The sequence below is a fragment of the Devosia aquimaris genome, assembly GCF_020169335.1.
GTDB lineage: Bacteria > Pseudomonadota > Alphaproteobacteria > Rhizobiales > Devosiaceae > Devosia > Devosia aquimaris.
The window spans coordinates 1,152,408-1,178,092 of record NZ_JAIEZN010000001.1; the positions used below are offsets into that span (position 1 = coordinate 1,152,408).

A 25,685-nucleotide genomic window follows, 5' to 3' on the forward strand; every position below is an offset into this window, starting at 1 on the left:
GATGGATCGCCTTGCCCTCAATGGCCCCACCATGGGCACCCGCTGGTCGGCCGTGTTCTCCGCGTCCAAGGCTGAGCAGACAGGTCTGACCGAGGCCCTGCAGGCGGCGGTCGACGCCGTCGACGACACCATGTCGACCTGGAAGCCGGACAGCGCGCTCATGCGGCTCAACCGGACGCCGCCGGGGACGTGGATGCCGGCGTCCCCGCAGCTCTGCGCGATCATGGCGCTGAGCCTGCAGATCGGCCAGGCCTCGCAGGGCGCGTTCGACATCGGCGTGGGCGAAACTGTCAATGCCTGGGGCTTCGGTGCCGCCCGGGCTGAGCCGGATAGTGGAGCTATCGCCTCCCTGCATAGCCAGCAGTCGGCGGACGGCGCGGTGGAGGTCGACATGGACGGCGGGCGGCTCCGTCGGCTGCACGACGTCCAGCTCGACCTCTGCGGCATTGCCAAGGGCCATGGCGTCGACTGTCTGGCCGAGGTTCTGCTGGCGCATGGCATCGAGAGCTTTGTCGTCAGCATCGACGGCGAGGTGCGGGCGCGCGGAACGCGGCCCGACGGCAGCGGTTGGCTGGTGGGACTCGAACGCCCCGAGCGCGACAAGCGCGTCCTGGCCCGCACGATCGCCGTCAGCGACCTGGCCATGGCGACCTCGGGCGACTATCGCCAGTTCCGCCGCCATGGCGACGCCGTGGTGTCGCACACAATCGATCCGCGCAGTGGCGCGCCACTGCAAAGCGCAGTCTGTGCCGTGACCGTGACGGCCGAACATTGTGCCGCCGCAGACGCCTGGGCCACCGCATTGATGGTGCTGGGCGAAGCGGCCGGTCCGGCGATGGCTGCAGAGCAGGGGCTCGACGCCCTCTTCACCCTGCGCCGACCAGAAGGACTGCATGATATCGGCGTCGGCGCATTTGCCGCCCTGAGCACCCACACAACAGGAGGACTTTGAAGTGACGCAGACCCGGACCGACGGCTACGCGCCGATACAGATCGGCTTGCACTGGCTGATGGCAGCCATGGTGCTGTTCCAGCTCATCTTTGGAGAGAGCATGGCCGAAGCCACGGAGGCCGCCGAAGAAGGCGAAGCTTTGAGCAATGGCGACGCCATTCTGGCGACAGCGCACTATTGGGTCGGGGTGGCCATCCTGGTCCTGGTGGCGGCGCGATTGATTGTGCGCCTGCGCTATGGCGCACCAGCCCCGCTCGACAGCAATCCCTTGATGGTGGCGGCAAGCAAGGTGACCCACGGTCTGTTCTACCTGCTGCTGGTCATTGTCCCGATTTCGGGCCTGGTGGCCGTCCATCTCAATCCTGAGGTCGGCGAGATACACGAGCTCGCCAAGCCGGCTTTCATTCTGCTGATCCTGGTGCATGCCGGCGCGGCGCTCTTCCACCATTTTGTCCTCAGAGACCGAACGCTAGTGCGTATGCTCGCACCGACAAAAGCGCGCACCGACAGTCCGTCGGCGTGATCGCTCTGGCGCTGGTCGGTCAGGCGACCGGCGCCGCCCTGCGACAAATTCGCCCGGACTTGACCTGCATCAACCTGCTCCGGGCCGAAATGGCCAATCTGTGGCCAACGAACGGCAGCAGCCGTTCTGCCACGGAGAATCAAAGTGTTTGCTTTCAAAGCCGCTGCGGTTGCAGCTCTCGCCCTTCTGGCCACCCCAGTGTTCGCCGCCAATTTCGAAGTCCACATGCTCAACAAGGGCGCTGATGGTCAGACAATGGTCTTTGAACCGGCGCTGACCAAGGTCGCGGTCGGCGACACGGTCACCTTCCTCCCCACCGACAAGGGCCACAACGCCGAAACCATCAAGGATATCCTTCCCGCCGGCGCAGAACCGTTCAAGGGCGCCATCGGCAAGGAAGTGGTCGTGACCTTCACGGTGCCGGGCGCCTATGGCGTCAAATGCACGCCGCATTTCGGCATGGGCATGGTTGCGCTCATCGTGGTGGGTGATGAGCCCGTGGACGCGGAGGCCATCAAGGCGGTCAAGATGGCCCCAAAGACCCACGAACGCATGGAAGCCATTCTGGAGCAGCTCGAGCACTGACGCGCGGGCCGTCACCCGGCCTGGCGTTCAGACGCAAGAATGACAACGGCCCCATTCGGGGCCGTTCTTTTTTGTCCTGATGCCTACGGTGGCCCAAAGAACCCCTGCGCTTTTGCGCAGGGGTCCGGCAACTAGACAGCCTTTGAGTAGCGGGCCGTGTCCTGTGCCAGATAGGCGTCGAAGCGTGCCGCATAGCTGCGGACAAAGGGGCGGCCGGCAGCGGTCACCTCCATGACGCCGGGCCGCATGGTGATGTGACCGTTCTGGTCTTCCATAGCCATGGCCACGGCCTCGCAGATCACCGGTTCCGCGGCGCCGCCGAAGCGTTGGCGCAGCGCGTTGAAATCCACCTGGAAGTCACACATCAGCCGCTCGATGGCATAGCCCCGCAACCTGTCATCGTCTGTCAGGGCAATTCCCTTCGCCACGGTGCCTTCGCCGGACAGCGCCCGCCGCTGGTAGTCGCCGGTTGCAACCACATTCTGGATATAGCCCTGCGGCAGGCGTCCGATCGCAGAAGCCCCGAGCCCGATCAGCGCATCATGTTCGTCGACGGTGTAGCCCTGGAAGTTCCGCTGCAGCGTGCCATCGACGGCAGACTTGGCCATGCTGTCGTGGGGCAGGGCGAAGTGGTCAAAGCCGATGCTGACATAGCCAGCCGCGCGAAGAACATCGGCTGCGGCATTGGCCTGGGCAAAGCGCGCCTGGCTGTCGGGCAGGCTGGCCTCCTCGATCATGGTCTGGTGCTTCTTGATCCAGGGAACATGTGCATAGCCGAACAGGGCCACGCGATCGGGACGTAGCGACACCACCTGACGGGCCGTGGACGCCGCGCCTTCGATCGTCTGGTGGGGCAGGCCATAGAGCATGTCGATATTGACCGAGCCGACGCCGCGGCTGCGCATGGCATCGACCACAACCTTGGTCTGTTCAAAGCTCTGCAGCCGATTGATAGCGACCTGGACCTTTGGATCGAAGTCCTGGACACCGATGCTGGCGCGCGTCAGTCCGGCAGCAGCCCAGGCGTCAAACTTGGCGTCTTCCATGTCGCTGGGATCCAGCTCGACGCTGAACTCGGCGGACGGGGTGACGTTGAACACGCTGCGCAGCAGGGCAGTCACCTGGGCAATGTCGTCCGCCGCTAGCAGCGAGGGCGAGCCGCCACCCCAGTGAATGGCGGTGACCGGTCGATTGCCGACAATACCGGCAATCCGCACGATCTCCGCTTTGAGCGCCTCAAGATATTGCGTAACTGGCGCGTAACGATTGATCTGCTTGGTGTGGCAGCCGCAAAACCAGCACAGCCGGTCGCAGAACGGCAGATGGAGATAGAGCGAGACCCGGGCATCCGGTGCAAGCTCCGCCAGCCAGGCCTCATAAGTCCGCTGGTCGATGCCGGCGTGGAAATGCGGGGCCGTGGGATAGCTGGTGTAGCGCGGCACGGGCTTGGTCAGATGGGCGAGTGAATCGGACATTGGCGTTCTCCAGTGTCCCACTGCTAGGGCCTAGTTGCCGCCCCTGCCTTGACCTCGGTCAATGTTCTCCAATGGCTCGTCATTGAGCAGCACGCGCTGACCATCGCCTTCGAGATCGTCATACTGTCCGCTGCGCAACGCCCAGAAGAACGCGAGCAGGGCGAGCGCGCCCAGGCCAATCGCGCAGGGGATGAGAATCAGGAGTCCACTCACGCACTTACCTCCGGCTGGCCGCAAATTCGGACGGCCCGGCGCCCAGGCGCAGCCGCAGGGCATTGAGCACAACGATGACCGACGAGCTCGACATGGCAATGGCCGCAACCAGCGGCGTCACATACCCCAGGATCGCCAGGGGCAAGACGACGGCATTGTAGGCGACGGCAAAGCCGAGATTCTCGCGAACCAGCCGATCGGCCCGACGGGCAACCGATACCACAAACGGCACGCCTGTCAGCTTGTCATTGGTGAGGATGAAGTCTGCCGCGGCCCGGCCGATATCGGCGGCACTGGCTGGCGCTATCGAGACATCGGCAGCCCGTAGGGCCGGCGCGTCATTGATGCCGTCGCCAACCATGAGCACGGCGCCATGGTCGCGGCGAAGGTCGGCAATGGCCGCCTGCTTCTGCTCCGGGGTCAGGCCCGCCAGCCAATTGGTGGCGCCCACCGCGTTGGCCACGTCGGCCACGGCGGCCCCGCGATCGCCGGACAGGACATGCACCGGAACGCCCAGCCGAGCCATGCCGGCAACGGCCGCGGACGCATCGCTGCGCGGGGCATCGCGGAAGAAGAACTGGGCCACCGGCTGGCCATCGCGTGCCAGCCAGACATGGCTGGCGCTGTCGCCATCCTTGTCTTCGGCATTGCAAAAGGCAGCACTCCCCAGCTTCCAGTCAGCATTCCCGATCTGCGCCGAGACACCCTTGCCCGGCACTTCGGTCACGGCGATGGGGTCGACGTTCAGGTGCCCCTCTGCCTCTGCGGCAGCGGCGATGGCGCGGGAGAGCGGGTGGTTGCTCTGCGCCCCCAGTCGGGCCGCAACTGCCAGCAGTGCAGGATCGTCGGGCTCTTGCCGCACCAGGCGTGGCGTGCCCAGTGTCAAGGTGCCGGTCTTGTCAAAGGCAGCGACCCTCACAGCGCCCATGCGTTCCAGCGCCGAGCCCTCGCGCATCACGACGCCATTTGCGAACAGGCGGCCAGCTGCCACGACATGGACGATCGGGACCGCCAAAGCCAGGGCACAGGGGCAGGTGATGATCAGAACGGCAACGGCATTGAGCAATGCGGCGTGCCAGCCCGCTCCCATGACGAGCCAGCCCAGGAAGGTAATGGCCGCCGTCAGATGCACTACGGGCGCATAGAGCTGCGCGGCCCTGTCAGCAATGCGGCGGTATCTGGTTCGGGTGTCCTCTGCCGCTTCGACATAGGCCTGCATCCGCGCGAGAAATGAATCGCGGGCCGGGCGGGCAGCAACGATCTCCAGCGAGCCAAGAAGATTGATGGCGCCGGCAGGCAGGCTCGTGCCGGGAGACGCAGCCAGGGGGATCGACTCACCATTGACCATGGCCATATCGATCTGTCCGTTGCCGTCGACCACCGTGGCGTCGACCGGCACGCGCTCGCCGGCCTTGAGGGCAAATCGCATGCCCGGCACGATGTCAGCCAGGCGGACAAACGCGACGGTGCCGTCATCGAGCAATTGATAGGCCCCGCGCGGCGACAGACGGGCAAGATTGTCGACCGCACTGCGCGCCTGCTTGCGCATCATGTGGTCAAGGGTCCGCCCCGCCAGCAGGAAGAACAGCAGCATCGTGGAGGCATCGAAATAGGCATGCTCGCCGCCGGTCACCGTCTCGAACAGGCTCAGCGCCGTGGTCAGGGTGACACCGATCGAAATTGGTACGTCCATATTGGTCCGCCCGACGCGCAATGCCGACCAGGCCGACCGGAAGAATGGCCGCCCGGCATAGACAATTGCCGGCAGCGCCAGAAGTGCCGAGAGCCAGTGGAAGAGGGCGCGGGTCGCCTCGTCTGCGCCGGCCCAGACCGACACCGAGAACAGCATGATATTGCCGGCGGCAAATCCGGATACGGCCAGCGCGCGGACCAGTTCGGTCAGAGCGGCGTCGTGCTGGGGATCGACCGTGGCGTCCACCGGAAAGTTCCGATAGCCGCTGCGGGTGATGTGCCCGGCAAAGCCGCTGACGTCGGCCGACTGGTCATAGCGGATGAGGACGCGCCGCTGTGACAGGTTCACGCGGGCGCTGCGCACCCCCGCGACATTGGTCAATTCCCCTTCGATTGCCTGGATGCAGGCTGCGCAATAGGCGTCCGGCACGGCAAAGCAAATCTCGCCAGTGCCATCAGCAGCATAGGCGATGAAGGGATCAAGCTCGACTGGCGCGGCGCCCGCTGGCGCCGTCAAGGTTGTCAATTGGCTGTCACCCTGTGCTCATAGGCGATGGCGCCCAATTCGGTGGGATTGGTGGTCACGGTGACATCCCACACCCCGGCCGGCAGCGCGATGGCAGCCTGATAGGCCCCATCCTTGAGGGTCAGGCCCACCGAGGTGTCGTCATGGCCGCCGACCGGCCGCCGGATAAAGGCGCTGACCCCGGTCAGCGCCAGTGGCGCGCCGGATCCGTCGAGCGCCGTGAAGCGCACCAGGCCCGACTCATAGCTGGTCTTGAGCGTCCATCCGGCGGCCTTCTGACGGGCAATGGTGTCCTGGATGGTCTGGAACTCCTGGCTCGCGACATAGCTGTTCTGCACCACCAGGCCAGTCCAGGTGCGGGCCGACGATATGGCCATCGTCAGGTTCGCAGCCACCACGACGGCAAAGAAGCCGACAGTGACCAGGAGCATGTGGCGGCCGGTGAAAGGCTTGGGTGTCGAGGTTGCCATGGCTCAATCCTGTGGGGTTTCAAAGCGGACGGGCGTGCTGGCGCTGACTGTGCCATCGGCGTTCGTCACGGTCATCGTGAAATCGATCTGCCCTGTTGCCTGGGTGGGCGGCGCCTTGACGTAGACGCGCAGCGGCAGAACCAGGTCTGGCTCGACCTCGAGATGGATCTCGTCGCTGGCGGTGCCATCTGCGCCCGATGTCGTGACGGTTGCGCCGGGCAATCCCGAAATGGAGAAGACCATGTCCTGCGGCTGCGTCGTCATATTGAGGATCTTGACGTCATAGCCGTTCTGGATCGAGCCGTCCGAGAGCATCACATAGAGCGGGTTGCGGTCGTGCAGAACATTGATGCCGATGGGTGCGCGCAGCGACAGCACGGTCAGCATGCCCAGGCCGATACCGGCCCAGACGACAAAGTAGACCAGCGTGCGCGGCCGCAAGACCGAGCGCCAGCTGGTGTGCCGAATGGCCGAGACGAAGCGGCCCGTCACCGAGTCGCGCACGCGGGTCGGATCGAGGCGGCCTTCCGGCGCCGCCAGATTCATGTTGGCGTTGTAGTCGGCCAGCGTGGTGTAGGAGATCAGCCCGCGCTCACGGCCGAGCTTGTCCATCACATTGTCGCAGGCATCGATGCACAGGGCGCAGGTGATGCACTCCAGCTGCTGGCCATCGCGGATGTCGATGCCCATCGGGCAGACCACCACGCAGGCGTTACAGTCCACGCAATCGCCCTGGGGCGCACCTGCACTGGCGGCCTTCTTGGCGTGACGACCGCGCGGCTCCCCGCGCCAGTCGTTGTAGGTGACGGTCAGCGAATGCTCATCGAGCATCGCGGCCTGGATGCGCGGCCAGGGGCACATATAGGTACAGACCTGTTCGCGCATCAGCCCGCCGAATGTGTAGGTCGTCGCAGTCAGCAGCGCGATCGTCGCATAGGCCACCATGGGCGCCTGCAGATGCACCACATCACCGAGCAGCGTCGGCGCATCGGCAAAATAGAAGATCCAGGCACCGCCGGTTGCCACACCGATCAGCAGCCACAGCGCGTGCTTGCTGACCCGCTTTACCAGCTTCCCGGCGCTCCAGGGCGCAGCGTCCAGCTTCATGCGGGCGTTACGGTCCCCCTCAATGGCGCGCTCAACCACCAGGAACAGATCGACCCAGACGGTCTGCGGGCAGGCATAGCCACACCAGGCGCGACCCACGGTCGATGTGATCAGGAACAGTCCGACGCCCGCCATCACCAGCAATCCGGCGACGTAGTAGAACTCCTGCGGCCAGATCTCGATGAAGAAGAAGTAGAATCGGCGATTGGCCAGGTCCAGCAGCACGGCCTGGTCGGGGGCATATTCGCCGCGATCCCAGCGCAGCCAGGGCGTCACATAGTAGATCGTCAGTGTGATGGCCATGACCAGCCATTTGAACCGGCGGAAATTGCCTTCAGCCCGCTTGGGGAAAATCTTGCGGCGCGCCGCATACAGAGGCTGTCGCAGCTTGGCTGAGTTGACCGGCTCTACGTCGTGGCGGTCGAGTGGCGGCAGGGGGCTGTCGGTCGTTGTGTTCATGGCGGAGGGACCCTTTCACGCTCCCTTTAAGCATGACGCCGACGCGCTGGATTTGACCTGCATCAAGCCAGGGCAGGGATGCGCAAAGGGGGGCGCCACGACGCCCCCCTCCGCATATCGGTCGGTCAGCCAAAGCTGGAGCCGGCCGCTATTTACTCGCCACCACCCAGGCCGTGCACATAGACGGCCAGTTCCTTGATGGTGCTGTCGTCGAGCTTCTCCGACCAGGCCTGCATGACGCCATGGCGCGGTTTCTCGATCTGGCTCTTGATGGACGCCAGCGAGCCTTCATAGAGCCACAGGGCGTCCGTCAGGTTGGGCCCGCCGACGTCAGTCACCCCGATGCCGCCCTCGCCATGGCAGGCCGCGCAATTGTCGCTGAACAACTGAGCGCCCTCGGGTGTGTTCACCCCGCCTTCGAGGCCCGAGAGGCTGGCCACATACTCTGCCAGGGTGTTGATCGAAGCGGCATCCAGCAGTTCGTCAGCACCGAAGTTCGGCATGATGTTGTAGCGCGTATCCGGATCGGTCGGCGAACGAACGCCATGGGCGATCGTGGTGTAGATGGCGTCGATGGTGCCACCCCAGATCCAGGAGTCGTCGTTCAGGTTCGGATAGCCCGGACCGCCGGCTGCGCCGGTGCCATGGCACTGGGTGCAGTTCACCTTGAAGGCCGATTCGCCAGCCGCAGAGGCAAAGCGGTTCAGCTCGGGATCAGCCAGGATATCGGCCACCGGCAGCTCGGCGATCTTGGAGACGACCGCCTGGTTGCCGACCTGCACTTCGCTCATGGTCTTGGTCAGGTCCGCACGGCTGGAGTAACCCAGCACGCCCGTGGTGGCCGAGCTGAGCATCGGCCAGGCCGGGAAGAAGATCGTGTAGACCAGCGCCCAGACGATACAGCCGTAGAAGGTCCACAACCACCAACGGGGCAGGGGATTGTTGAGCTCCTTGATGCCGTCCCATTCGTGACCGGTGGTTTCCACACCGCTCAGGTCATCGACCGGCTTACCCGTGTTCTTGTTGGTGCTCATTTGCTGTCCACCCTTTCATCGGTATCCCGCAGCGGGATCTGCGCAGCCTCAATTGCGGCTTTCTTGGCGCCGGGGCGGAAGATGTAGACCGCCACGGCCAGGAAGATCACGAACAGATAGACGAGCCCCCAGGAGTCGGCGAAATGGCGTAACGTATTGTAATCCATAACGTTCTCCCTAGCGGTAGTTCGCTTCAGCGTCGTAGCTGTCGAAGTCGACCAGCGTGCCGAGCATCTGCAGATAAGCGACCAGCGCATCCATCTCGGTGATCCGCTGGCTGTCGCCGTCGAAATCGCCGAACACAGCCTTGGGATAGCGATCCGCAACGGCCGAGGTATCGGCGTCTGGCGTCGCCTGGGCGATCAGGTCATTGCTCGCGTTGTCGATCATGTCCTGCGTGTAGGGCACGCCAACGGTGGCATTGGCCTGGAGCATGCCGCCGATCGTGTCGTAATCCAGCGTTGCCTTGGCCAGGAACGCGTAGCTCGGCATGATCGATTCCGGCACCACGGAGCGCGGGTCGGTGAGGTGCTGGACCTGCCATTCGTTGGAATAGCGGCCGCCGACGCGGGCCAGGTCTGGCCCGGTCCGCTTGGAACCCCACTGGAACGGGTGGTCGTACATCGACTCCGCTGCCAGCGAGTAGTTGCCATAGCGCTCGACCTCGTCGCGGAACGGACGGATCATCTGGCTGTGGCAGACGTAGCAGCCTTCACGGATGTAGATGTCGCGGCCAGCCAGCTCGAGCGGTGAATAGGGACGCATCCCCTCCACCTTCTCGATGGTGTTCTGGAAGTAGAACAGTGGCGTGATTTCCACCAGACCGCCGATGCAGACCACCAGCAGCGAGCCCACCAGCAGCAGCGAGGCGTTGCGTTCGATTATGCCATGCTTCTCAATAAGTGACATGGGATACTCCTACTCGGCGGGTTGCAGTTGAGCGGGCGTGGGCATCGGACGTTCTGTCCGCACGCGGCCGGCAATGGTCATGGCGATGTTGAAGGCCATCACCAGGCCACCGGCCAGGTAGAGCAGCCCACCAGCAGCGCGCATCACGTAGTAGGGGTGCATGGCCGCAACCGATTCAGCGAACGAGTAGACCAGGAAGCCCTGACTATCGTACTCGCGCCACATCAGGCCCTGCATGATGCCCGACACCCACATCACGGCCGCGTAGACCACGATGCCAAGGGTCGCCAGCCAGAAGTGCCAGTTGACCATGCGCAGCGAATAGAGGCGTTCACGGCCCCACAGACGCGGCACCAGGAAGTAGATGGCGCCGAACGAGATCATGCCAACCCAACCCAGGGCGCCCGAGTGCACATGGCCGATGGTCCAGTCCGTATAGTGGCTGAGTGCGTTGACCGACTTGATCGACATCACCGGACCTTCGAAGGTCGACATGCCATAGAAGGCCACGGCGATCACCATCATGCGGATGATGGGGTCCGTGCGCATCTTGTCCCAGGCGCCACGCAGCGTCATCAGGCCGTTGATCATGCCGCCCCAGCTGGGCATCCACAGCATGATCGAGAACACCATGCCCAGGGTCTGCGCCCAGTCGGGCAGGGCGGTGTAGTGCAGATGGTGCGGACCGGCCCAGATGTAGAGGAAGATCAGCGCCCAGAAGTGGATGATCGACAGCCGGTAGCTATAGACGGGCCGTTCGGCCTGCTTGGGCAGGAAGTAGTACATCATGCCCAGGAAGCCGGCGGTGAGGAAGAAGCCCACGGCATTGTGGCCATACCACCACTGCGTCAGCGCGTCCTGCACGCCCGAGAACAGCGAATAGCTGCGCGAACCAAAGAACGACACCGGCACGGCCAGATTGTTGACCACATGCAGCAGGGCAACGGTGACGATGAACGCCAGGTAGAACCAGTTGGCGACGTAGATGTGCGGTTCCTTGCGCTTGAGCAAGGTGCCCAGGAAGACCACGAGATAGGCCACCCAGACGACCGTCAGCCACAGGTCGACATACCATTCCGGCTCGGCATATTCGCGGCTCTGCGTGATCCCCAGCAAATAGCCTGTCGCCGCCAGTGCGATGAACAGCTGGTAGCCCCAGAACACGAACCAGGCGAGGTCTCCGCCGAACAGGCGTGCCCGGGTGGTGCGCTGCACCACATAGAAGCTGGTTGTGATCAGCGCCGTGCCGCCGAACGCGAAAATCACGGCGGAGGTGTGCAGGGGCCGAATGCGGCCGAAGTTCAGCCATGGGCCGAAATTCAGTTCCGGAAAGGCCAGCTGCAACGCTGCTACCAGCCCCACGGTGAAGCCGATGATTCCCCAGAATACGGTGAGGATTGAACCGACGCGCACCGGCCCGTCCATATAGCCGGCCGAATGTGCCACGCCCTCAACCGGCGCAGGCAGCCGCATGGCCACCACAACCCCAATGCCCAAGATCAGGGTCAGTATCCCCATGTGGATGCGGAACGCATCGTCGACGGCCAGGGCAGACATGATGAACGCGCCCACCATGCCTATTCCTAGCCCTATAGCCCAGCCCGAGTATCTCACCGGTGCCCCCTAGTTTTTCCGAACTCGCAGCCATGGCTGCTTGGCATCACACTATTGTGAGGGGGAGGGAGTCTCATTGATCTAGGTCAATGTCGGCGGGCCTCGAACACGAGAGGCTGCACCGGTCATGGTCTTGCCGCGACAAGGAGAATTCACACCATGGTCGTGCACATAGATGAGGGCGCGTTGCGCCGCCTGCTGGCCGGACATGATGAGCAACTGGCTATTTGCGATACGCTCGAGCAAATTGCAGATGGTTTGCCGCATGATGTCGACTCGGCACTTTGCCACAGGACGGCAGAGCGTCTTCACGCCGTCATGCAGGAGGCGACGGCAAATGAGCGGGCGATTCTGGGGGCAACGCTGGTCGAAATCGGCACAGTGCGGCACCTGGACGTGAGCCGAACGGCCCGGCGCCTGCTGCGCGAAAGTGACGAGGATCTCAGCCATGCCGAAGAACTGCAGGACGCGCTCAGCACCATCGGCACCGATCGCCCGACCGTTTGCACCGATGCCCTCGGCTATATGCTGCGAGGCTTCTTCGAGGCCCGCAAGCGGCGCATCGCACTGGAGCGTGAGGTGGTGATGGCACTTCTGGGAACCACGGCTCATTGATGCTCGCCAGCGCGGTCATCTGGGGCCTGACCCTGGGGCTGGCATCGAGCCTGCATTGCGCCGGCATGTGCGGCCCCATCGGCTGCACGCTCATGATGCTGGGACCCGCACCGCAGGACAAGGCCTCCGTAGCGCTCCGCCTGGGCTTGCTGCAGCTGGGCCGCATTTCCGCCTATGCGCTCGCGGGCCTGGCCTTTGGCGTCTTCGGCGCCGGTCTCTATGGCCAGTTCAACCTCACGGCAGCCCATGGCGCGCTGCAGGTGGTGGCTGCCGCGGTCATCGTCTGGATGGGGCTGACCACCGCTGGCCTGGTTCCGAGCCTTGCTCTTGCCGATCGCGCGCTCGCGCCCGTGGCTGCCACCATGTCTCGCTGGCGCAGCTCTCCCGTTCTGGGCACGCCGGAGATGGCGATCGTTGCTGGCCTGGCCTGGGGCGCGACGCCTTGTGCCATGGTCTATACAGCGTTGTTCAACTCACTGCTCACCGGCGACCCCCTGTTCGGCGCCGCCCTGATGCTGTCCTTTGGCCTCGGGACTGTGCCAGCCGTGGTGGCCAGTACACTTGCATTTTATGGCTCTGGCCGGGCCCGCCGCCGCCCTGGTCGCCTGGTTGCGGGTGCAACCCTGATCCTGGGCGGTATCCTGGGCCTTCTGCTGACGGCTCCGGGCAGTCCGTTCTGCATCACGGGGGCCTGACGGGGCGCGACGCGACCCGTGCGTGGGGGCAGCCATTGGCCGCCAAAGGTTTACATCCTGGACTCAATACCTACATTGGGCATTCGCTGTCGCGCGCCACATGCGCGGCCTCACTGGATGGACGGGTCGACCGTCCGCAATCGCAGAAGGAAACAGCCATGACCCAAGCCAAGATGGGCGACGTCGTTCGCATCAACTACACGGGGCGCCTTACCAACGGAAAACAGTTCGATTCGTCAGTTGGTCGCGCGCCACTCGAATTCACGCTCGGCGAGGGACAGGTCATCAAGGGCCTTGAGGCTCACGTCGAAGGCATGGCGCCCGGCGCCACCAGCACGGTGACCATTCCCTGCGAACAGGCCTATGGCCCGCACCGCGCAGAAGCCGTCCAGACACTCGATCGCGCCAAGGTTCCGGCCGGCATCGAAGTTCGTCCCGGCACCCAATTGCAGGCGCGCAGCGCCGACGGCAGCGTGATCCCGATCACGGTCGTCGAAATCAACGAGGCGAATGTGAAGGTTGACGCCAACCATCCGCTCGCCGGTCAGGACCTGGTGTTCGACGTTGAACTGATCGAAATCGTCAAGGCCGCCTGAGGCCGCGCGGCGGGCTCAGGGCCCGCCGTTTCTTTATCCGGGGCTGGTCCAGCGTGGCATTGCCACCCCGTAATCTTGGGAGGCCTGCCGGCATCGCCGGCGCGCCTGCCCCTAATCCGCGCAATAGATCCCATACAAAGTCATCAGAACCTGCTGCACGGCCGGCGACGCCAGGCTGTAGTGGACTTGCTGGCCCTCGCGCCGCGTCTTCACAAATCCCCAGGCGCGCAGCTTGGAGAGATGCTGTGACAGCGGCGACTGCGCCAACCCGACTCGCTCGCCCAGCTCGGTCACATTGAGTTCCTGCTCAAGCAGATTGCACAGGATCATCAGGCGCTTGGAATTTGCCATGGCCGTCAGGAGGCGACTGGCCTCCTCGGCATTGACTTCCATTCTTTCGATTTCCATATTGCTCATATTAGAATGTTCTTATATACAACCTGCGGCAGCGTCAATGTCTGCCGATTTCGCGCCTGATTCAAGGAGCTACCCATGTTGGCCAATGTTGGAACCCCCGATCGTATCGCCCGGCTTCTCGCTGGCGTTGCCCTCATCGTCCTGCCCTGGTTGCCCGGGTTGTCCCTGTTTGCCGAGCCTGTCTGGTTCTGGATCGCAACTGTGGTTGGCATTGTCCTGATTGCCACCGCCGTCCTGAGATTTTGCCCGATCTACAGGATTTTTGGTTTCTCTACATCCAAGGTTACCCATAATGACTGAATTTACGCCGGTGCTCTCGCTCGTTGGCGGTGCACTGATTGGCCTGTCGGCCGTGCTGCTGATGGCCACCCATGGCCGCATTGCCGGCATGACCGGTATTCTGACGGGTTTGATTCCGCCGGGATCGACCGATTGGGCCTGGCGGGCGGCCTTTGTTGCCGGCGCCATTATTGCACCCATGCTGATGCTGCAGGTCTCCGAGACGGCCATCGCCTTCGATAGTCCTGTGCCCATGCCCTGGGTCATCATCAGCGGCTTGATCGTCGGCGGCGGCGCCTATTTCGGGTCCGGTTGCACATCCGGCCATGGCGTTTGCGGCCTGGCCCGCCTGTCTCCCCGTTCGCTTGTTGCGACGCTGACCTTCCTTGGCTCTGCGATTGCCACGGTGTTCGTCATTCGCCATGTGCTGGGGGGCTTGTGATGAAACGCACGATTGTTGCTGGCCTCATCGGCCTGGTCTTCGGCGCGGGCATCGCCCTTTCGGGCATGGCCAACCCAGCCAAGGTGCTCAACTTCTTTGATGTCGCCGGGCAGTGGGATCCGTCCCTGCTGGTGGTCATGGTCTCGGCGCTCGCCGTGGCATTCGTCGGCTATCGCCTCGTGCTCCGTCGACCCGGCCCGCTGCTGGAGCCCAGCTTCCACCTGCCGACCAACCGCAGGATTGATCTGCCCCTGGTTGGCGGTTCTGCAGTCTTCGGCCTTGGCTGGGGCATTTCCGGCTTCTGTCCGGGCGGCGCCATACCGGCGCTGGGTCTGGGTGAAGCCACAGCCTGGGCCTTCGTCGGCTCGATGCTGACCGGTCTGTTCATTGCCCGCAGCATTCGCCAGGCCAACGCAGCCAGCGCCGCCACCAAAACCGCGTAAACCCCTCAAGGAGTTCTAAGATGAGCACTCTTCCTTTCGAAGCCGACCTCTCGGTTCATCCTGAAGTGACCGCGTTCTTTGACGCGCCAACCAATACCATCAGCTACGTGGTCAAGGATCCGCAGTCCAACGCCTGCGCCGTGATCGATTCCGTCATGGACATCGACTATGCGGCCGGTCGCATCAGCTATGAGGGCGCCGACGCCATCATCCGCCATATCGAGGAGCATCAGCTCAAGCTCGAGTGCCTGATCGAAACCCATGTGCATGCCGACCACCTGTCAGCAGCGCCCTATATCCAGGGCAAGCTGGGCGGCAAGCTGGGGATCGGCGCCAACATCACCATCGTGCAGGACACCTTCGGCAAGATCTTCAACGAGGGCACCGAATTTCAGCGCGATGGCAGCCAGTTCGACAAGCTGTTTGTCGATGGCGACAGCTATCAGATCGGCGAACTGACCGCGCATGTCCTGCTCACGCCCGGCCACACGCCGGCCTGCATGACCCATGTCATCGGCGACGCGGCCTTTGTTGGCGACACCCTGTTCATGCCCGATGGCGGCTCCGCACGCGCCGACTTCCCGGGCGGCGACGCGCGCGTGCTCTACCGGTCTATCCAGCGCGTGCTCACCCTGCCACGCGAAACGCGCCTGTTCATGTGCCACGACTACGGTCCGAACGGCCGGGACATCCAGTGGGAGACCACGGTCGGCGAGGAGATCGACCACAATATCCACGTTGGCCAGGGCACCGACGAGGACACCTTCGTCAAGATGCGCGAAGCCCGCGACGCTACGCTCAACATGCCGCGCCTGATCATTCCGTCGCTGCAGGTCAACATGCGCGCCGGACGCCTGCCGCCACGGGATTCAAGTGGCAAGACTTTCCTCAAGGTTCCCATCAACGGGCTCTAGCGCCCGGTGCACTGCCTGGCGCAGTGCGCTCAACATCGACGAGACCAACCATGTTTTCCTTTCTCAAGCCCAAGGCCAAGACCATGAACCTCCGCAAGGTCGACGACAATTTCTCCGTGACCGGTCAGATCACTCCCGAGCAGGTCAAGGATGTTTCCGACGCCGGCTTCAAATCCATCGTGTGTGCCCGCCCGGACAATGAAGAGCCCGGCCAGCCGAGCTTTGCCGAAGTGGCCCGCGCCGCTGAAAACCTCGGGCTCAAGATCGTGCACATCCCCGTCTCGGGAATGCTGGGGGAGGGCCAGATCATCCGCTTCCACGACGCCTGGGCGCAGATGCCCAAGCCCATGCTCGGCTATTGCCGCTCGGGCGCGCGCGCCGGCAGCCTGCACAGCACTCTTGGCCGCTGACCCATCTTTCCCGGCCGGCTGCGGGCGCAGCCGGCCCATCTATTCAAGGCGACCGCTTCAATGAACCTCAAGACCTATTTCCCCATCCTGGACTGGGGCCGGCGCTATAACCGGCAAACGCTGACAAGCGATCTCATTGCGGCGGTCATCGTCACCATCATGCTGATCCCCCAGTCGCTGGCCTACGCCTTGCTGGCCGGCCTGCCGCCGGAGGTGGGTCTTTACGCGTCGGTGTTGCCGCTGGTCGCCTATGCCATTTTCGGCACCTCCTCGGCGCTCGCCGTCGGGCCCGTGGCTGTCGTTTCCCTGATGACGGCCACCGCGGTCGGGCGCCTGGCGGCCGAAGGCTCCGTCGACTACACCAGCGCCGCGATCATCCTGGCGCTGCTGTCCGGCGTGATGCTCGCCCTGATGGGCCTGTTTCGCCTGGGCTTTATCGCCAATTTTCTGTCGCATCCGGTGATCTCCGGCTTCATCACTGCGTCAGGCCTGATCATCGCCACCAGCCAGGTGGGCGGCCTGCTCGGTATCAAGACCGAGGGGCACGCCATGCCCGACCTGCTGATGTCGATCATCGAGAATATCGGCCAGATCAATGGCCACACGGTTGCCGTCGGCTTCGTTGCGCTCGCCTTGCTCCTCTGGATCCGTCTTGACCTCAAGAACTGGCTCGCCCGCTTTGGCGTCCCCAAGGGGCCTGCCACCGTGATCGTGCGCGCCGGCCCGGTTCTGGTCGTCTTCCTCACCATGGCCTGGTCCGGCTTGTTGGAGCTTGGCGCCAAGGGCGTTTCGCTGGTCGGGCAGGTGCCGCAAGGGCTGCCTCTGCTGACTTTGCCCAGCTTCAATCTCGACACCGTGCAGCAGCTGCTGGTGCCCGCCCTGATCATCTCGATCGTTGGCTTTGTGGAATCGATCTCTGTCGCCCAGACCCTGGCCGCCAAGCGGCGCGAACGCATCTCGCCCAACCAGGAGCTGATTGGCCTGGGCGCATCCAATATCGCCGCTGCGATCGGCGGCGGCTATCCGGTGACCGGCGGGTTCGCGCGCTCTGTGGTCAACTTCGACGCCGGTGCCGCCACGCCTGCCGCGGGGGCCTTTACCGCCATCGGCATCGCCGCGGCGACATTGCTGCTGACGCCGTTCCTGGCGCTGCTGCCCAAGGCAACGCTGTCGGCAACCATCGTGATCGCCGTGCTCACCCTGGTGGACTTCTCCATTCTGGCGCGCGCCTGGCGCTACTCGAAGGCGGATTTCGCCGCCGTCGCGTTGACTCTGGCCGGGACGCTCTTGCTTGGCGTCGAGATCGGTATCTCGCTGGGCGTTGGTGCCTCGATCCTGATTTTTCTCTATCGCTCCTCGCAGCCACACGCCGCCGTGGTGGGCCTCGTGCCGGGGACGGAGCACTATCGCAACGTCAAGCGCCACAAGGTGGACACTGTCCCCGGGGTGCTTTCCATCCGCATCGACGAAAGCCTCTACTTCGCCAACGCCCACTATCTGGAAGATCTGGTCATCGCCCAGGTTGCCGCTAATCCGGGCCTGACCGATGTCGTGCTGATGTGTTCGGCCGTAAACGCCATCGATATGTCGGCGCTCGAAAGCCTCGAGGCCATTGCCAGCCGCCTCAAGGACATGAATGTCCGCCTGCACCTGTCTGAGGTCAAAGGTCCGGTCATGGATCGGCTGGCGGGGACTGACTTCGTTGCTCATCTCAGCGGACAAGTGCACCTCAGTCAGCACCAGGCGATGCTGGCGATCGCCCAGCATAGGCTGGCCGCTGCCGACGCCGATGGCACGCAGAAGTCCGCGGGCAGGGCGCCCCAACAAGCCGCAACTCATCCGTAACGGAACTGTTGCTGATGGTGGTGGCCAGTGCTGGGAGCCCAGCGCTGGCCACTCCCATTTCAGCCTCCCGTCGCCGAGCGGGCGTCGAGCCCGCGCAGTTCCATGGCCTTGGCCCGCTGCCGTTCGCGGTAGCGGGTGAATTGCTGGTCGGCCAGCACGCCGGCAAGGATTACCGCCCCCATGACGGCGAAGTTGAGCGAGGAGGGAATGCCAAGCAGATTGACGAGGTTCTGCAGCTCCTGCAGCAGTAGCGCCCCCAGCATGACGCCGATGATCGAGCCTTCGCCGCCGCGCAGCGAAAACCCGCCCAAAACAGCTGCTGCGATCGCATAGAGCTCGTAGAAATTGCCGTGCGACGAGGGCTGCACCGAGCGGGTGAACATGGCGAAGTAGATGGCCGCAACCGAAGTCAGCACCGCGCAGATGATATAGGCGGCGATAACAACGGCGTCGGTGCGGATACCGGAATAGCGGGCCGCGTCCTCGTTCTTGCCGACGGCATAAAGATGCCGCCCAAAGACGGAGCGATGCAGGATGACCCAGCAGATGCCGCCCACGACCAGCATGGCAATGAAGGAATGGGGCACGCCAAAGCTGCGTCCGATGGTGATCCATTCCACCTCCGGAAAGCTGGTGCCAAAGGGAAAGCCAGCTGTCGCCTCGCCGGTATAGCCACGGGCGACGCCGCGGTAGATCAGCAAGCCGCAGAGCGTCACGACGAAAGGCTGCATCTTGAGCTTGGTGATGAGCAGGCCGTGCGCCAGGCCCATCAGGGTGCCGGCGGCAACCACAATCAGCATGGCAAGCGGCCAGGGCACGGCATATTTGCCCAGCAGCTCGACGAACAGCACGCCCAGCAAGGCAATCATCGAGCCCACCGAGAGATCAATGCCACCGGTCATGATGACGAAGCCCTGGCCGATGGCAAACAAGCCGAACAGTCCAATGAGATTGGCGGTATTGGCCAGGTTGATGGGCGACAGGAACAGTGGATTGCGCAGGTAAACCACCAGGCCGACGACGATGATCAGGATAGCCAGTCCCAGGTCTTTCTTTTGCATTGTTGGTCCCCTAGTGCGCGCCAACGGCCAGCTTGAGCACGTTGTGTTCAGAAAATTCAGGCCGCTCGAGCTCCCCCGCGACTGCGCCCTCGCGCAGGACAACAATGCGGTCCGACACGCCGATGACCTCTTCCATGTCTGATGAGATCATGAGCACGCCGACGCCGGCATCTGCCAGCGCCCGCATCAGGCGATAGATCTCGGATTTTGCACCCACGTCGATGCCGCGGGTCGGTTCGTCAAAAATGACCATGCGCGGACGCATCGAGAGCCACTTGCCGAGAACGACCTTCTGCTGGTTGCCGCCAGAAAGCTCGGCCGCCACGCGATGGATGTCGGCTGTCTTGATGCCAAGTCTGGTCCGCTGCTCTTCGGCTCGTGCCGCCATGCGCGATCCGGAGACGAGGCCATGACGGACCACGCTGGCGAGATCGGCCATCGAAATGTTCTCGCAAATCGAGCTCTCCAGCACGAGGCCCGTGCGTTTGCGGTCTTCCGGCACGAGATAGACGCCCGCCGCAATCGTGCTTCTGGGCGAGCTGCAGTCGAGCGCGACCCCGTCCAGTTGCACGGTTCCGCCACGCAGCCTGGTGATCCCGAAAACGGCCTCCGCCAGTTCGGTTCGGCCGGCACCGACCAGCCCAGCCACGCCGACAATCTCGCCTGCGCGCACGGCAAGGCTCGCCGCGGCATTGGGGTAGGTGCTGGTCCGAACCGCGTTCAGGTCAAGGATAACGCGGCCCGCGGGCTGAGCCGGGGGTGTGTAGAGTGCCTTGAGGTCGCGCCCGATCATCAAGCGGATCATGGCGTCATGGTTGATCTCATGACGGCTGAGTGCCCCGGCCAGGTGCCCGTCGCGCAATACGACCACCCGGTCTGCACACTGCTCAACTTCGCTCAGGCGGTGCGAGATATAGATCACCGCAATGCCCTGCTGCCTGAGGTCGTCAATGACCTTCATCAGCACCTGGGTTTCCCGCAGTGTCAGCGACGACGTAGGCTCATCCATGATGACGATGCGCGCATCCATGGACAGCGCCTTGGCGATCTCCAGCAATTGCCGCTCGGCAAGGGACAGCTCGGCGACCGGCGTGTCAGGACCAAAGCTTGCGCCGACCCTGTCCAACAGCGGTTGAGCGGCCGCACGAGCGGCCTTCACATCGACCAGGCCAAGAAAACCGCGTCTGATTTCGCGCCCAAGGAACATGTTGGCGGCGACGTCGAGGTTGTCGAATACGTTGAGCTCCTGGTGAACGAAGGCGATTCCCGCAGCTTGTGACTGGCTGACAGTGAGCCGATCATGGGCAACGCCATCGATCACGATCTTGCCGGACGTCGGCTCGATCACCCCACCGAGGATCTTCATGAGCGTCGACTTGCCGGCACCGTTTTCGCCGATCAGGGCCAATACTTCGCCGGGCATGACGCTGATGGTCACGCCGCTCAGTGCTGCCACGCCGGGGTAGGTCTTGGCGATTCTATCGAGCACCAGCAATGGCGCAGGGGCGGTCTCTTTGTTGGTCATTGTTTGGCAATTTCACGCAGTCGGACCCGGGAAGGGTCTGGAAGCAGAAATGTGCACCGGGCCAGGCTGCCGTTCCTGGCCCGGTGCGACATCAGCGGTGAGGATTAGCCGCCAATGCGCGCCTTGAGCTCGGCCTCGAAGGCATCGACATTGTCCTTGTCGATCACCTTGGTGGGCACGATGATCAGCCCATCCGCGGGAACGCCGGACTTGTCGCCCTCAAGATACTTCGCCATCAGGTGCATGCCCTGATAGCCCCACTGGTAGGGGTCCTGCACAACAGTGCCGGCAAAGTTGCCCTCACGCACGGCACCCAGGGTGATGGGGTCTTCGTCAAAGGCGATGACCGTGATCTGCCCCAGCTTGCCCGCTGCCTGCAGCGCCTCATAGATCTTGGGCGGGTTGTAAGAGTAGAAGCCAACCATGCAGTTGATCTCTGGGTTGGCGGCCAGAACGTCATCGACATTGGACCGGGCCCGACCGAAATCCACGTCGTCGCCGCGAACATCGACCAGCTCGATCCCCTTGCCTTCAACGGCCTGGCGGAAGCCGGCAATGCGCTCAACGGCGTTGTCGGCGCCCAGGAAGCCCACAAAGCCCATGCACTTGGCCCCGTCGGGCAGCGCCTTGACCGCGATCTCGCCCGCCTGAACGCCGGCCGCGGTATTGGACGAGCCCAGGTAGGCGATGCGATTGCTGGCTGGGGCATCGCTATCGGTGGTGAACAGGGGCACCTGCGCCGCAATGCGGTTGAACGCATCGATGGAGTTCTTGGGATCCGCCGACGAGATCATGATGGCGTCCGTTCCGGCGGCCACCAGATCGTCCATCAGGGCGTTCTGCAACGCGGCGGTCCCCTGCACAGGATAGCGGAACTGCAGGTCATAACCGGGCAGCTCGTCCTGCGCCTTCTTGACGCCGGCCTCTGCCAGTTTCCAGAAGTCGGAAGCGGCGTTCACCACGAAGGCGAGCTGCGGCTTGTCCTGGGCAAAGGCTGGGCCGGACAGCAGTCCAGCGAGGCTAAGCAGTGAGATGGCAATCTTTGACTTCATGATGATCCTCCCTGTCGAGGGGGCATATTGCTTGCCTCCTCCCGACCTGTTGACGTCACCCACGGCAAACCATTTGCCGTGAGGTGGGCTTACCGCCTGTCCCCCTTTTCCGAACGCACTGCACAGATTGCGGACTTTGGGGTGCGCGGATTCCATTGCCGTATCGTCTAGCCCGGGTACCAGACGATGCGGGGGTCGTCGGGCGCGCGGCGATAGTCCCAGGCGCGCTCGACAAGAAGTTTGGTATCCACCATCGGCCGCCAGTTGAGCAGCAGCCCAGCCTTTGACGTATCGAGCCAATTGCTGTGATAGGGTGTGTTGATGTCGACAGAGGGCAGGCCACGGGTGGCGCGCAGATGCGCAGCCACAAAGCCGTAGTCTACCGGCTGGCTCATGCCGATGTTGAACAGATGACCGCGGGCAGCCTGGTGATCGAGCGCGGTCAGGATGGCGCACACCAGATCCGAGACATGAACGAAATTTCGCCGCAGCGGCGCGCCGTTGAGGTCCCTCAGCAGGGGAACAGTATCTGACGCCGCAAGCCTCTCGATCTCGGACGGCGGCAGCAGTTCGCTCCAGGCCGGGCCGCCGAACTGCTCGCCAAAGCTGAGTGCGTAGCGAAAGTCATCCTTTTCCATGATCCACGGCGCCCGCAGGCAGCAGGTGTTGATGCCATACTGGATCGCGTACTGCTCCAGCATGACCTCCTCGATCACCTTGGTGAGCGCGTAACAGCCGGGATAGGCGCGGCGTGGCGCGGTCTCGGTGATGGGGGCGTCATAGGCGTGGAACATATGCCCCACCGAGCAATCGCCGCCGATCAACATGAACTGCTCTGCATCGGGCGCGCTGCGGAATGCCTCGAGCAGGTTGAACATGCCCTTGACGCCCACATCCATGGCCAGGGCAGGAGACTCCTTTACGGCCGCCATATGGAGCACATGGGTTACCCCTTCCATGGCGCTGCGGACTAGGTCGGCGTCTGAAAGTGACCCCTTCACCACCTCCACGGACGGATGCTCGATGATGCGGTTGTTGCAGATGGCCCGGATTGTCCATCCTGCGAACTTGTTGGCAGACAGAAACGCCGGCAGAAAATTGCTGCCAACCTTCCCGGTAATGCCCGTGACGAGCAACTTCATGAAAGCCGCGCTCGGCCAAAGGAAGAAAGATATACGTACCTCAAAACGGCTCCCCTCCCGTCCCGGTGCACATGCGGCAGCACCGGAAACGTCACATGCCAATCTGGTTTGGTTGCCGAGCGGGCCTCCCCTCCCGCCCGGCTTCGCATCTGCACTTCGACCCAGGCCAGAGCGCAAATATCACGGACCACCGCATCGCGAATGATCATATTATGTGATAATATCAGCATTCAACACGGCATGCCGTCAAGACAGTATTTGCAGGTATAGTGTCAGCACATGAAGCGCTGTCCGCTGGCCTACAAAGTACCGACAATTGCCGACGCGCAGTGCTCACAGCACCGCCGTCTCAGGGGCGCAAATATGGCGTCAATCGAATGCCGCTGCGACCGCTGCAGAACGAGCAAGTTATTGGCCGTGATTGTCTTTTGTGCTGAGCAGTCTATTCCGCCGCTCTGCGTGCCTTGACGGCGTTGGCGGCAAGGCCGGTGGATTCGCGCACGATGAGCTCGCACTCCACCTTGATGCGGGTCGGCGCAATGGGAAGGCCGCCAGAAGCATCAATCAACAGTTCAGCCGCCGTCCGACCCATCTCGTACTGCGGGAGCACCAGCGTGGACAGCGGCGGGTGCATGTATTGCGCGATGTCACGATCATCGAACCCGATCACGGCGACGTCGCCGGGAATGCTCAGCCCGAGTTCCTTGAGCGCCTCATAGCAGCCGACTGCCATCATGTCGTTCGCACAGAATATGGCATCCGGTGGCGCGGGCAGGGCCATCAGCTCGCGCGTCATGTTATAGCCAGCCGAGGGCTCCCAGTTTCCGGGTTTGACCAGCTGTGGATCAAAGCTCATGTCGGCGCTGGCCAAGGCCTGGCGATAGCCCTTGAGGCGATCACGTGCGCCCTCGACGCCATGTTGGCCATTGATGTAGCCGATCCGTCGCCGCCCCATGGCGATCAGGTGCTCGGTGGCCACCCGGCCGCCAACCAAATCGCCCGGCAAGACAGCGCTATGGGCCCGTTCGGCGTCATGGCAGTTCACCAAGACCGTGCGATGTCCGGCAAATGCCTGCGAGAGCTGCACTTCGCGGGTGAGGATGGTCCCATACAAGACCCCGACAAGCCGCTGCCGCGCCGCGCTGGCAATCAGGCTGGCTTCGACCTCGGGGTCGCCGTGGCTAACCCCCAGCGTAACGCTGATGCCCTGTTCCAGGGCAAAGTCGCGGGCGCCCTCGAAGGCCAGCGCCATCCAGGGGTCAGCCGAAATCTCATCCACGACGAACAGGATTGTCGACTGCGCCTCGGGCGCCATGGGCCGCGGCCCCCGGCGGACAAACCGATAGCCCAGCGCATTTGCGGCGTCGACGACGCGCCGCCGTGTTGCTTCCGCCAGCCTCGCGCCCTTGCTGCCGCTGAGCACAAGCGACACCGTCGCCTGGGACACCCCGGCAGCCGCGGCAACATCCATCATGGTGGGCCTGGTCGCGCCCGCCTGTTTTTTGGACTTGGGCATAGGGGCGGGCATCTCCGAACTTGCTGTAGCCGGCGTGCTGGGCGCGACGCCGGACTGTCTGGACGAGTGGTGCGTGGCAGTTGGCCATGCGGGTGACGTCTTCGTCTCCCGCCGAGCCAGTCACGCCCCGTACCCGCCCACCGCAGCCGTGGCCGGATACATGCTGGGCATACTCGCCCATGGGCACACCAAACGTCACGCCTTCAGTGATTTCAAGGATAATATTATCAACTGAACGGCTGGTGGCTCAAACGCGAGCCGGGGCGCTTTTGCCAGCCAGGGCATCACGCTGGCGGTGCTTCGCCTCCAGGGCGTCGACAACGTCCTTCAAGGAGTCGTCGATCAGGATCTCCATTCGGGTTCGTGCCATTTCTGCGTTGCGCTGGCGAATGGCTTCCAGCACGTCGAAGTGCTGCAACAGGCGCGCAGGCTTGGACGCAGCGGATTCGACACCCTGCCACCCCAGGCGGAGAGTCCGCCGCATCACCGTATTGAGCAGCGTGTTGAACGCGCCGATGAACGGATTGTGGGTGGCGCTGACGATCTCGAGGTGAAACCGGAGGTCCGCCGTGAGCAAAGCCTGTTCGTCCCGCCCCGCAGACTTCATCTGCTCATAGGCAAGCTCAAGCCGCTTCAGTTCGGCGTCGGTCCGCACCTGCGCCGCCATGGCTGCCGCGCCCGGCTCAATCATGCGACGCAGCGGATAGATGCTCATGGCAATTTCATCCAGCGGCTTGGCGTCCAGGTGCCATGCCAGGACCTCTGGATCGAGCATGTTCCAGAACATGGGCAGGGTGACGCTGGTGCCGACGCGCGTCTTGGCCACGATCATGCCCTTGGACGTCAACTGGGCATAGGCCTCGCGCAGCCCCGTGCGCGTGACGCCATACCGATCCAGCATGGCGGCTTCGTCGGGCAGGCGGGCGTCAGCGGGGTAGGTGCCAGAGACAATTTCGCGTCCGAGGATGTGGAGCAGGTCATTGTCGTTTCGTCCCTCGCCATGAGGGGTCATCAACCGTTCGACTGCAGGGTTGCGGTCAATGGTTGTGGGGTCGTCCGAGTAGTCACGTAAAGCCATCAGGGGATCGATCGGTGTTGGCCATGCCATGGCCGGCAGGAAGCGGGGCCATTGCGACCCGGGTTCCTTTAGTGTTGCGGCAAAAGGCGCCGGATA

General features: G+C 63.5%; 28 protein-coding genes. 12 read left to right on the top strand and 16 right to left on the bottom strand.

Annotated elements, in window-relative coordinates:
• Nucleotide 1: 1 nt before the first annotated feature.
• From K1177_RS05550 to K1177_RS05560, 3 genes are all read left to right on the top strand, one after another.
• Nucleotides 2–952, top strand: a complete 951-nt coding sequence (locus K1177_RS05550) for an FAD:protein FMN transferase (protein ID WP_224702313.1) — start codon at nucleotides 2–4, stop codon at nucleotides 950–952.
• A gap of 1 nt (nucleotide 953) precedes the next feature.
• Nucleotides 954–1,475, top strand: coding sequence for a cytochrome b (locus K1177_RS05555; RefSeq protein WP_224702314.1), 522 nt, complete (start codon nucleotides 954–956; stop codon nucleotides 1,473–1,475).
• Nucleotides 1,476–1,613: 138 nt separating this feature from the next.
• Nucleotides 1,614–2,060, top strand: a complete 447-nt coding sequence (locus tag K1177_RS05560) for a pseudoazurin (protein ID WP_396120139.1) — start codon at nucleotides 1,614–1,616, stop codon at nucleotides 2,058–2,060.
• Between the two features lie 131 nt (nucleotides 2,061–2,191).
• On the opposite strand, the gene hemN is transcribed toward K1177_RS05560, so the two are convergent.
• From hemN to ccoN, 9 genes are all read right to left on the bottom strand, one after another.
• Nucleotides 2,192–3,535, bottom strand: a complete 1,344-nt coding sequence (gene hemN, locus K1177_RS05565; RefSeq protein ID WP_224702316.1) for an oxygen-independent coproporphyrinogen III oxidase — start codon at nucleotides 3,533–3,535, stop codon at nucleotides 2,192–2,194.
• Nucleotides 3,536–3,565: 30 nt separating this feature from the next.
• The gene (ccoS, locus tag K1177_RS05570; protein ID WP_224702317.1) at nucleotides 3,566–3,748 is read right to left on the bottom strand and encodes a cbb3-type cytochrome oxidase assembly protein CcoS; all 183 of its coding nucleotides are present in this window, start codon (nucleotides 3,746–3,748) and stop codon (nucleotides 3,566–3,568) included.
• Nucleotides 3,749–3,752: 4 nt separating this feature from the next.
• Nucleotides 3,753–5,966, bottom strand: a complete 2,214-nt coding sequence (locus K1177_RS05575; protein WP_224702318.1) for a heavy metal translocating P-type ATPase — start codon at nucleotides 5,964–5,966, stop codon at nucleotides 3,753–3,755.
• Complete coding sequence (locus tag K1177_RS05580; protein ID WP_224702319.1) at nucleotides 5,963–6,436, bottom strand: FixH family protein; 474 nt, start codon at nucleotides 6,434–6,436, stop codon at nucleotides 5,963–5,965. Before K1177_RS05580 ends, K1177_RS05575 begins: the two co-directional genes overlap by 4 nt.
• A 3-nt stretch (nucleotides 6,437–6,439) precedes the next feature.
• Nucleotides 6,440–8,002, bottom strand: coding sequence for a cytochrome c oxidase accessory protein CcoG (gene ccoG, locus K1177_RS05585; protein ID WP_224702320.1), 1,563 nt, complete (start codon nucleotides 8,000–8,002; stop codon nucleotides 6,440–6,442).
• Nucleotides 8,003–8,154: 152 nt separating this feature from the next.
• Nucleotides 8,155–9,036 (bottom strand): cytochrome-c oxidase, cbb3-type subunit III, encoded by an 882-nt coding sequence (gene ccoP, locus K1177_RS05590; protein WP_224702321.1) that lies wholly within the window; start codon nucleotides 9,034–9,036, stop codon nucleotides 8,155–8,157.
• On the bottom strand, nucleotides 9,033–9,203 hold the full coding sequence (locus K1177_RS05595) for a cbb3-type cytochrome oxidase subunit 3 (RefSeq protein ID WP_224702322.1): 171 nt from the start codon (nucleotides 9,201–9,203) through the stop codon (nucleotides 9,033–9,035). The genes ccoP and K1177_RS05595 overlap by 4 nt, the downstream gene beginning before the upstream one ends.
• A 10-nt stretch (nucleotides 9,204–9,213) precedes the next feature.
• Complete coding sequence (gene ccoO, locus K1177_RS05600) at nucleotides 9,214–9,945, bottom strand: cytochrome-c oxidase, cbb3-type subunit II (protein WP_224702323.1); 732 nt, start codon at nucleotides 9,943–9,945, stop codon at nucleotides 9,214–9,216.
• Nucleotides 9,946–9,954: 9 nt separating this feature from the next.
• Nucleotides 9,955–11,520 carry a cytochrome-c oxidase, cbb3-type subunit I gene (gene ccoN, locus K1177_RS05605; RefSeq protein WP_224702324.1) on the bottom strand — a complete coding sequence of 522 codons (1,566 nt, stop codon included), beginning with the start codon at nucleotides 11,518–11,520 and terminating at the stop codon, nucleotides 9,955–9,957.
• Between the two features lie 198 nt (nucleotides 11,521–11,718).
• On the opposite strand from ccoN, the gene K1177_RS05610 reads away from it, so the two are divergent.
• The 3 genes from K1177_RS05610 to K1177_RS05620 all read left to right on the top strand — a co-directional run bounded on the left by K1177_RS05610 (nucleotide 11,719) and on the right by K1177_RS05620 (nucleotide 13,465).
• On the top strand, nucleotides 11,719–12,174 hold the full coding sequence (locus K1177_RS05610) for a hemerythrin domain-containing protein (RefSeq protein WP_224702325.1): 456 nt from the start codon (nucleotides 11,719–11,721) through the stop codon (nucleotides 12,172–12,174).
• Entirely contained in the window at nucleotides 12,174–12,869 is a 696-nt protein-coding gene (locus tag K1177_RS05615; protein ID WP_224702326.1) for a sulfite exporter TauE/SafE family protein, read from the top strand. The genes K1177_RS05610 and K1177_RS05615 overlap by 1 nt, the downstream gene beginning before the upstream one ends.
• A 158-nt stretch (nucleotides 12,870–13,027) precedes the next feature.
• Entirely contained in the window at nucleotides 13,028–13,465 is a 438-nt protein-coding gene (locus K1177_RS05620; RefSeq protein WP_224702327.1) for an FKBP-type peptidyl-prolyl cis-trans isomerase, read from the top strand.
• Nucleotides 13,466–13,576: 111 nt separating this feature from the next.
• On the opposite strand, the gene K1177_RS05625 is transcribed toward K1177_RS05620, so the two are convergent.
• Nucleotides 13,577–13,882, bottom strand: coding sequence for an ArsR/SmtB family transcription factor (locus K1177_RS05625; protein WP_224702328.1), 306 nt, complete (start codon nucleotides 13,880–13,882; stop codon nucleotides 13,577–13,579).
• Between the two features lie 75 nt (nucleotides 13,883–13,957).
• Here K1177_RS05625 and K1177_RS05630 point away from each other — a divergent pair, with 75 nt between their 5' ends.
• The 6 genes from K1177_RS05630 to K1177_RS05655 are packed head-to-tail and all read left to right on the top strand — an operon-like array spanning nucleotide 13,958 to nucleotide 18,215.
• A complete protein-coding gene (locus K1177_RS05630; protein ID WP_224702329.1) occupies nucleotides 13,958–14,182 on the top strand; it encodes a YgaP family membrane protein in 225 nt (74 codons plus the stop codon).
• Nucleotides 14,175–14,603: a YeeE/YedE family protein gene (locus K1177_RS05635; protein WP_224702330.1), complete on the top strand. Its 429-nt coding sequence runs from the start codon at nucleotides 14,175–14,177 to the stop codon at nucleotides 14,601–14,603. Before K1177_RS05630 ends, K1177_RS05635 begins: the two co-directional genes overlap by 8 nt.
• Entirely contained in the window at nucleotides 14,603–15,046 is a 444-nt protein-coding gene (locus K1177_RS05640) for a DUF6691 family protein (protein ID WP_224702331.1), read from the top strand. The genes K1177_RS05635 and K1177_RS05640 overlap by 1 nt, the downstream gene beginning before the upstream one ends.
• Nucleotides 15,047–15,066: 20 nt before the next feature.
• Nucleotides 15,067–15,960: an MBL fold metallo-hydrolase gene (locus K1177_RS05645; protein WP_224702332.1), complete on the top strand. Its 894-nt coding sequence runs from the start codon at nucleotides 15,067–15,069 to the stop codon at nucleotides 15,958–15,960.
• Nucleotides 15,961–16,010: 50 nt separating this feature from the next.
• Nucleotides 16,011–16,370, top strand: coding sequence for a TIGR01244 family sulfur transferase (locus tag K1177_RS05650; RefSeq protein WP_263574780.1), 360 nt, complete (start codon nucleotides 16,011–16,013; stop codon nucleotides 16,368–16,370).
• A gap of 60 nt (nucleotides 16,371–16,430) precedes the next feature.
• Nucleotides 16,431–18,215: a SulP family inorganic anion transporter gene (locus tag K1177_RS05655; protein ID WP_224702333.1), complete on the top strand. Its 1,785-nt coding sequence runs from the start codon at nucleotides 16,431–16,433 to the stop codon at nucleotides 18,213–18,215.
• A gap of 59 nt (nucleotides 18,216–18,274) precedes the next feature.
• On the opposite strand, the gene K1177_RS05660 is transcribed toward K1177_RS05655, so the two are convergent.
• From K1177_RS05660 to K1177_RS05685, 6 genes are all read right to left on the bottom strand, one after another.
• On the bottom strand, nucleotides 18,275–19,276 hold the full coding sequence (locus tag K1177_RS05660; RefSeq protein ID WP_224702334.1) for an ABC transporter permease: 1,002 nt from the start codon (nucleotides 19,274–19,276) through the stop codon (nucleotides 18,275–18,277).
• A gap of 10 nt (nucleotides 19,277–19,286) precedes the next feature.
• Nucleotides 19,287–20,801 (bottom strand): sugar ABC transporter ATP-binding protein, encoded by a 1,515-nt coding sequence (locus K1177_RS05665; protein WP_224702335.1) that lies wholly within the window; start codon nucleotides 20,799–20,801, stop codon nucleotides 19,287–19,289.
• Nucleotides 20,802–20,905: 104 nt separating this feature from the next.
• On the bottom strand, nucleotides 20,906–21,853 hold the full coding sequence (locus tag K1177_RS05670; protein WP_224702336.1) for a sugar-binding protein: 948 nt from the start codon (nucleotides 21,851–21,853) through the stop codon (nucleotides 20,906–20,908).
• A 167-nt stretch (nucleotides 21,854–22,020) separates the two neighbouring features.
• The gene (locus K1177_RS05675; RefSeq protein ID WP_224702337.1) at nucleotides 22,021–22,995 is read right to left on the bottom strand and encodes an NAD-dependent epimerase/dehydratase family protein; all 975 of its coding nucleotides are present in this window, start codon (nucleotides 22,993–22,995) and stop codon (nucleotides 22,021–22,023) included.
• A gap of 442 nt (nucleotides 22,996–23,437) precedes the next feature.
• Nucleotides 23,438–24,511 carry a LacI family DNA-binding transcriptional regulator gene (locus tag K1177_RS05680; RefSeq protein WP_224702338.1) on the bottom strand — a complete coding sequence of 358 codons (1,074 nt, stop codon included), beginning with the start codon at nucleotides 24,509–24,511 and terminating at the stop codon, nucleotides 23,438–23,440.
• A gap of 247 nt (nucleotides 24,512–24,758) precedes the next feature.
• A complete protein-coding gene (locus tag K1177_RS05685) occupies nucleotides 24,759–25,589 on the bottom strand; it encodes a FadR/GntR family transcriptional regulator (protein WP_224702339.1) in 831 nt (276 codons plus the stop codon).
• Between the last annotated feature and the right edge of the window lie 96 nt (nucleotides 25,590–25,685).

What these genes read in the sequence shown, in the direction of transcription:
- K1177_RS05615 (WP_224702326.1), top strand. Translation starts at nt 12,174, where the DNA reads ATGCTCGCCAGCGCGGTCATCTGGGGCCTGACCCTGGGGCTGGCATCG.
- K1177_RS05610 (WP_224702325.1), top strand. Translation starts at nt 11,719, where the DNA reads ATGGTCGTGCACATAGATGAGGGCGCGTTGCGCCGCCTGCTGGCCGGA.
- K1177_RS05675 (WP_224702337.1), bottom strand. Translation starts at nt 22,995, where the DNA reads ATGAAGTTGCTCGTCACGGGCATTACCGGGAAGGTTGGCAGCAATTTT.
- ccoN (WP_224702324.1), bottom strand. Translation starts at nt 11,520, where the DNA reads ATGGTGGGCGCGTTCATCATGTCTGCCCTGGCCGTCGACGATGCGTTC.
- K1177_RS05680 (WP_224702338.1), bottom strand. Translation starts at nt 24,511, where the DNA reads ATGCCCAAGTCCAAAAAACAGGCGGGCGCGACCAGGCCCACCATGATG.
- K1177_RS05620 (WP_224702327.1), top strand. Translation starts at nt 13,028, where the DNA reads ATGACCCAAGCCAAGATGGGCGACGTCGTTCGCATCAACTACACGGGG.
- K1177_RS05645 (WP_224702332.1), top strand. Translation starts at nt 15,067, where the DNA reads ATGAGCACTCTTCCTTTCGAAGCCGACCTCTCGGTTCATCCTGAAGTG.
- K1177_RS05625 (WP_224702328.1), bottom strand. Translation starts at nt 13,882, where the DNA reads ATGAGCAATATGGAAATCGAAAGAATGGAAGTCAATGCCGAGGAGGCC.
- K1177_RS05630 (WP_224702329.1), top strand. Translation starts at nt 13,958, where the DNA reads ATGTTGGCCAATGTTGGAACCCCCGATCGTATCGCCCGGCTTCTCGCT.
- K1177_RS05595 (WP_224702322.1), bottom strand. Translation starts at nt 9,203, where the DNA reads ATGGATTACAATACGTTACGCCATTTCGCCGACTCCTGGGGGCTCGTC.
- K1177_RS05640 (WP_224702331.1), top strand. Translation starts at nt 14,603, where the DNA reads ATGAAACGCACGATTGTTGCTGGCCTCATCGGCCTGGTCTTCGGCGCG.
- K1177_RS05650 (WP_263574780.1), top strand. Translation starts at nt 16,011, where the DNA reads ATGTTTTCCTTTCTCAAGCCCAAGGCCAAGACCATGAACCTCCGCAAG.
- K1177_RS05660 (WP_224702334.1), bottom strand. Translation starts at nt 19,276, where the DNA reads ATGCAAAAGAAAGACCTGGGACTGGCTATCCTGATCATCGTCGTCGGC.
- K1177_RS05685 (WP_224702339.1), bottom strand. Translation starts at nt 25,589, where the DNA reads ATGGCTTTACGTGACTACTCGGACGACCCCACAACCATTGACCGCAAC.
- ccoO (WP_224702323.1), bottom strand. Translation starts at nt 9,945, where the DNA reads ATGTCACTTATTGAGAAGCATGGCATAATCGAACGCAACGCCTCGCTG.
- ccoG (WP_224702320.1), bottom strand. Translation starts at nt 8,002, where the DNA reads ATGAACACAACGACCGACAGCCCCCTGCCGCCACTCGACCGCCACGAC.
- K1177_RS05670 (WP_224702336.1), bottom strand. Translation starts at nt 21,853, where the DNA reads ATGAAGTCAAAGATTGCCATCTCACTGCTTAGCCTCGCTGGACTGCTG.
- hemN (WP_224702316.1), bottom strand. Translation starts at nt 3,535, where the DNA reads ATGTCCGATTCACTCGCCCATCTGACCAAGCCCGTGCCGCGCTACACC.
- ccoP (WP_224702321.1), bottom strand. Translation starts at nt 9,036, where the DNA reads ATGAGCACCAACAAGAACACGGGTAAGCCGGTCGATGACCTGAGCGGT.
- K1177_RS05665 (WP_224702335.1), bottom strand. Translation starts at nt 20,801, where the DNA reads ATGACCAACAAAGAGACCGCCCCTGCGCCATTGCTGGTGCTCGATAGA.
- K1177_RS05550 (WP_224702313.1), top strand. Translation starts at nt 2, where the DNA reads ATGGATCGCCTTGCCCTCAATGGCCCCACCATGGGCACCCGCTGGTCG.
- K1177_RS05655 (WP_224702333.1), top strand. Translation starts at nt 16,431, where the DNA reads ATGAACCTCAAGACCTATTTCCCCATCCTGGACTGGGGCCGGCGCTAT.
- K1177_RS05580 (WP_224702319.1), bottom strand. Translation starts at nt 6,436, where the DNA reads ATGGCAACCTCGACACCCAAGCCTTTCACCGGCCGCCACATGCTCCTG.
- K1177_RS05635 (WP_224702330.1), top strand. Translation starts at nt 14,175, where the DNA reads ATGACTGAATTTACGCCGGTGCTCTCGCTCGTTGGCGGTGCACTGATT.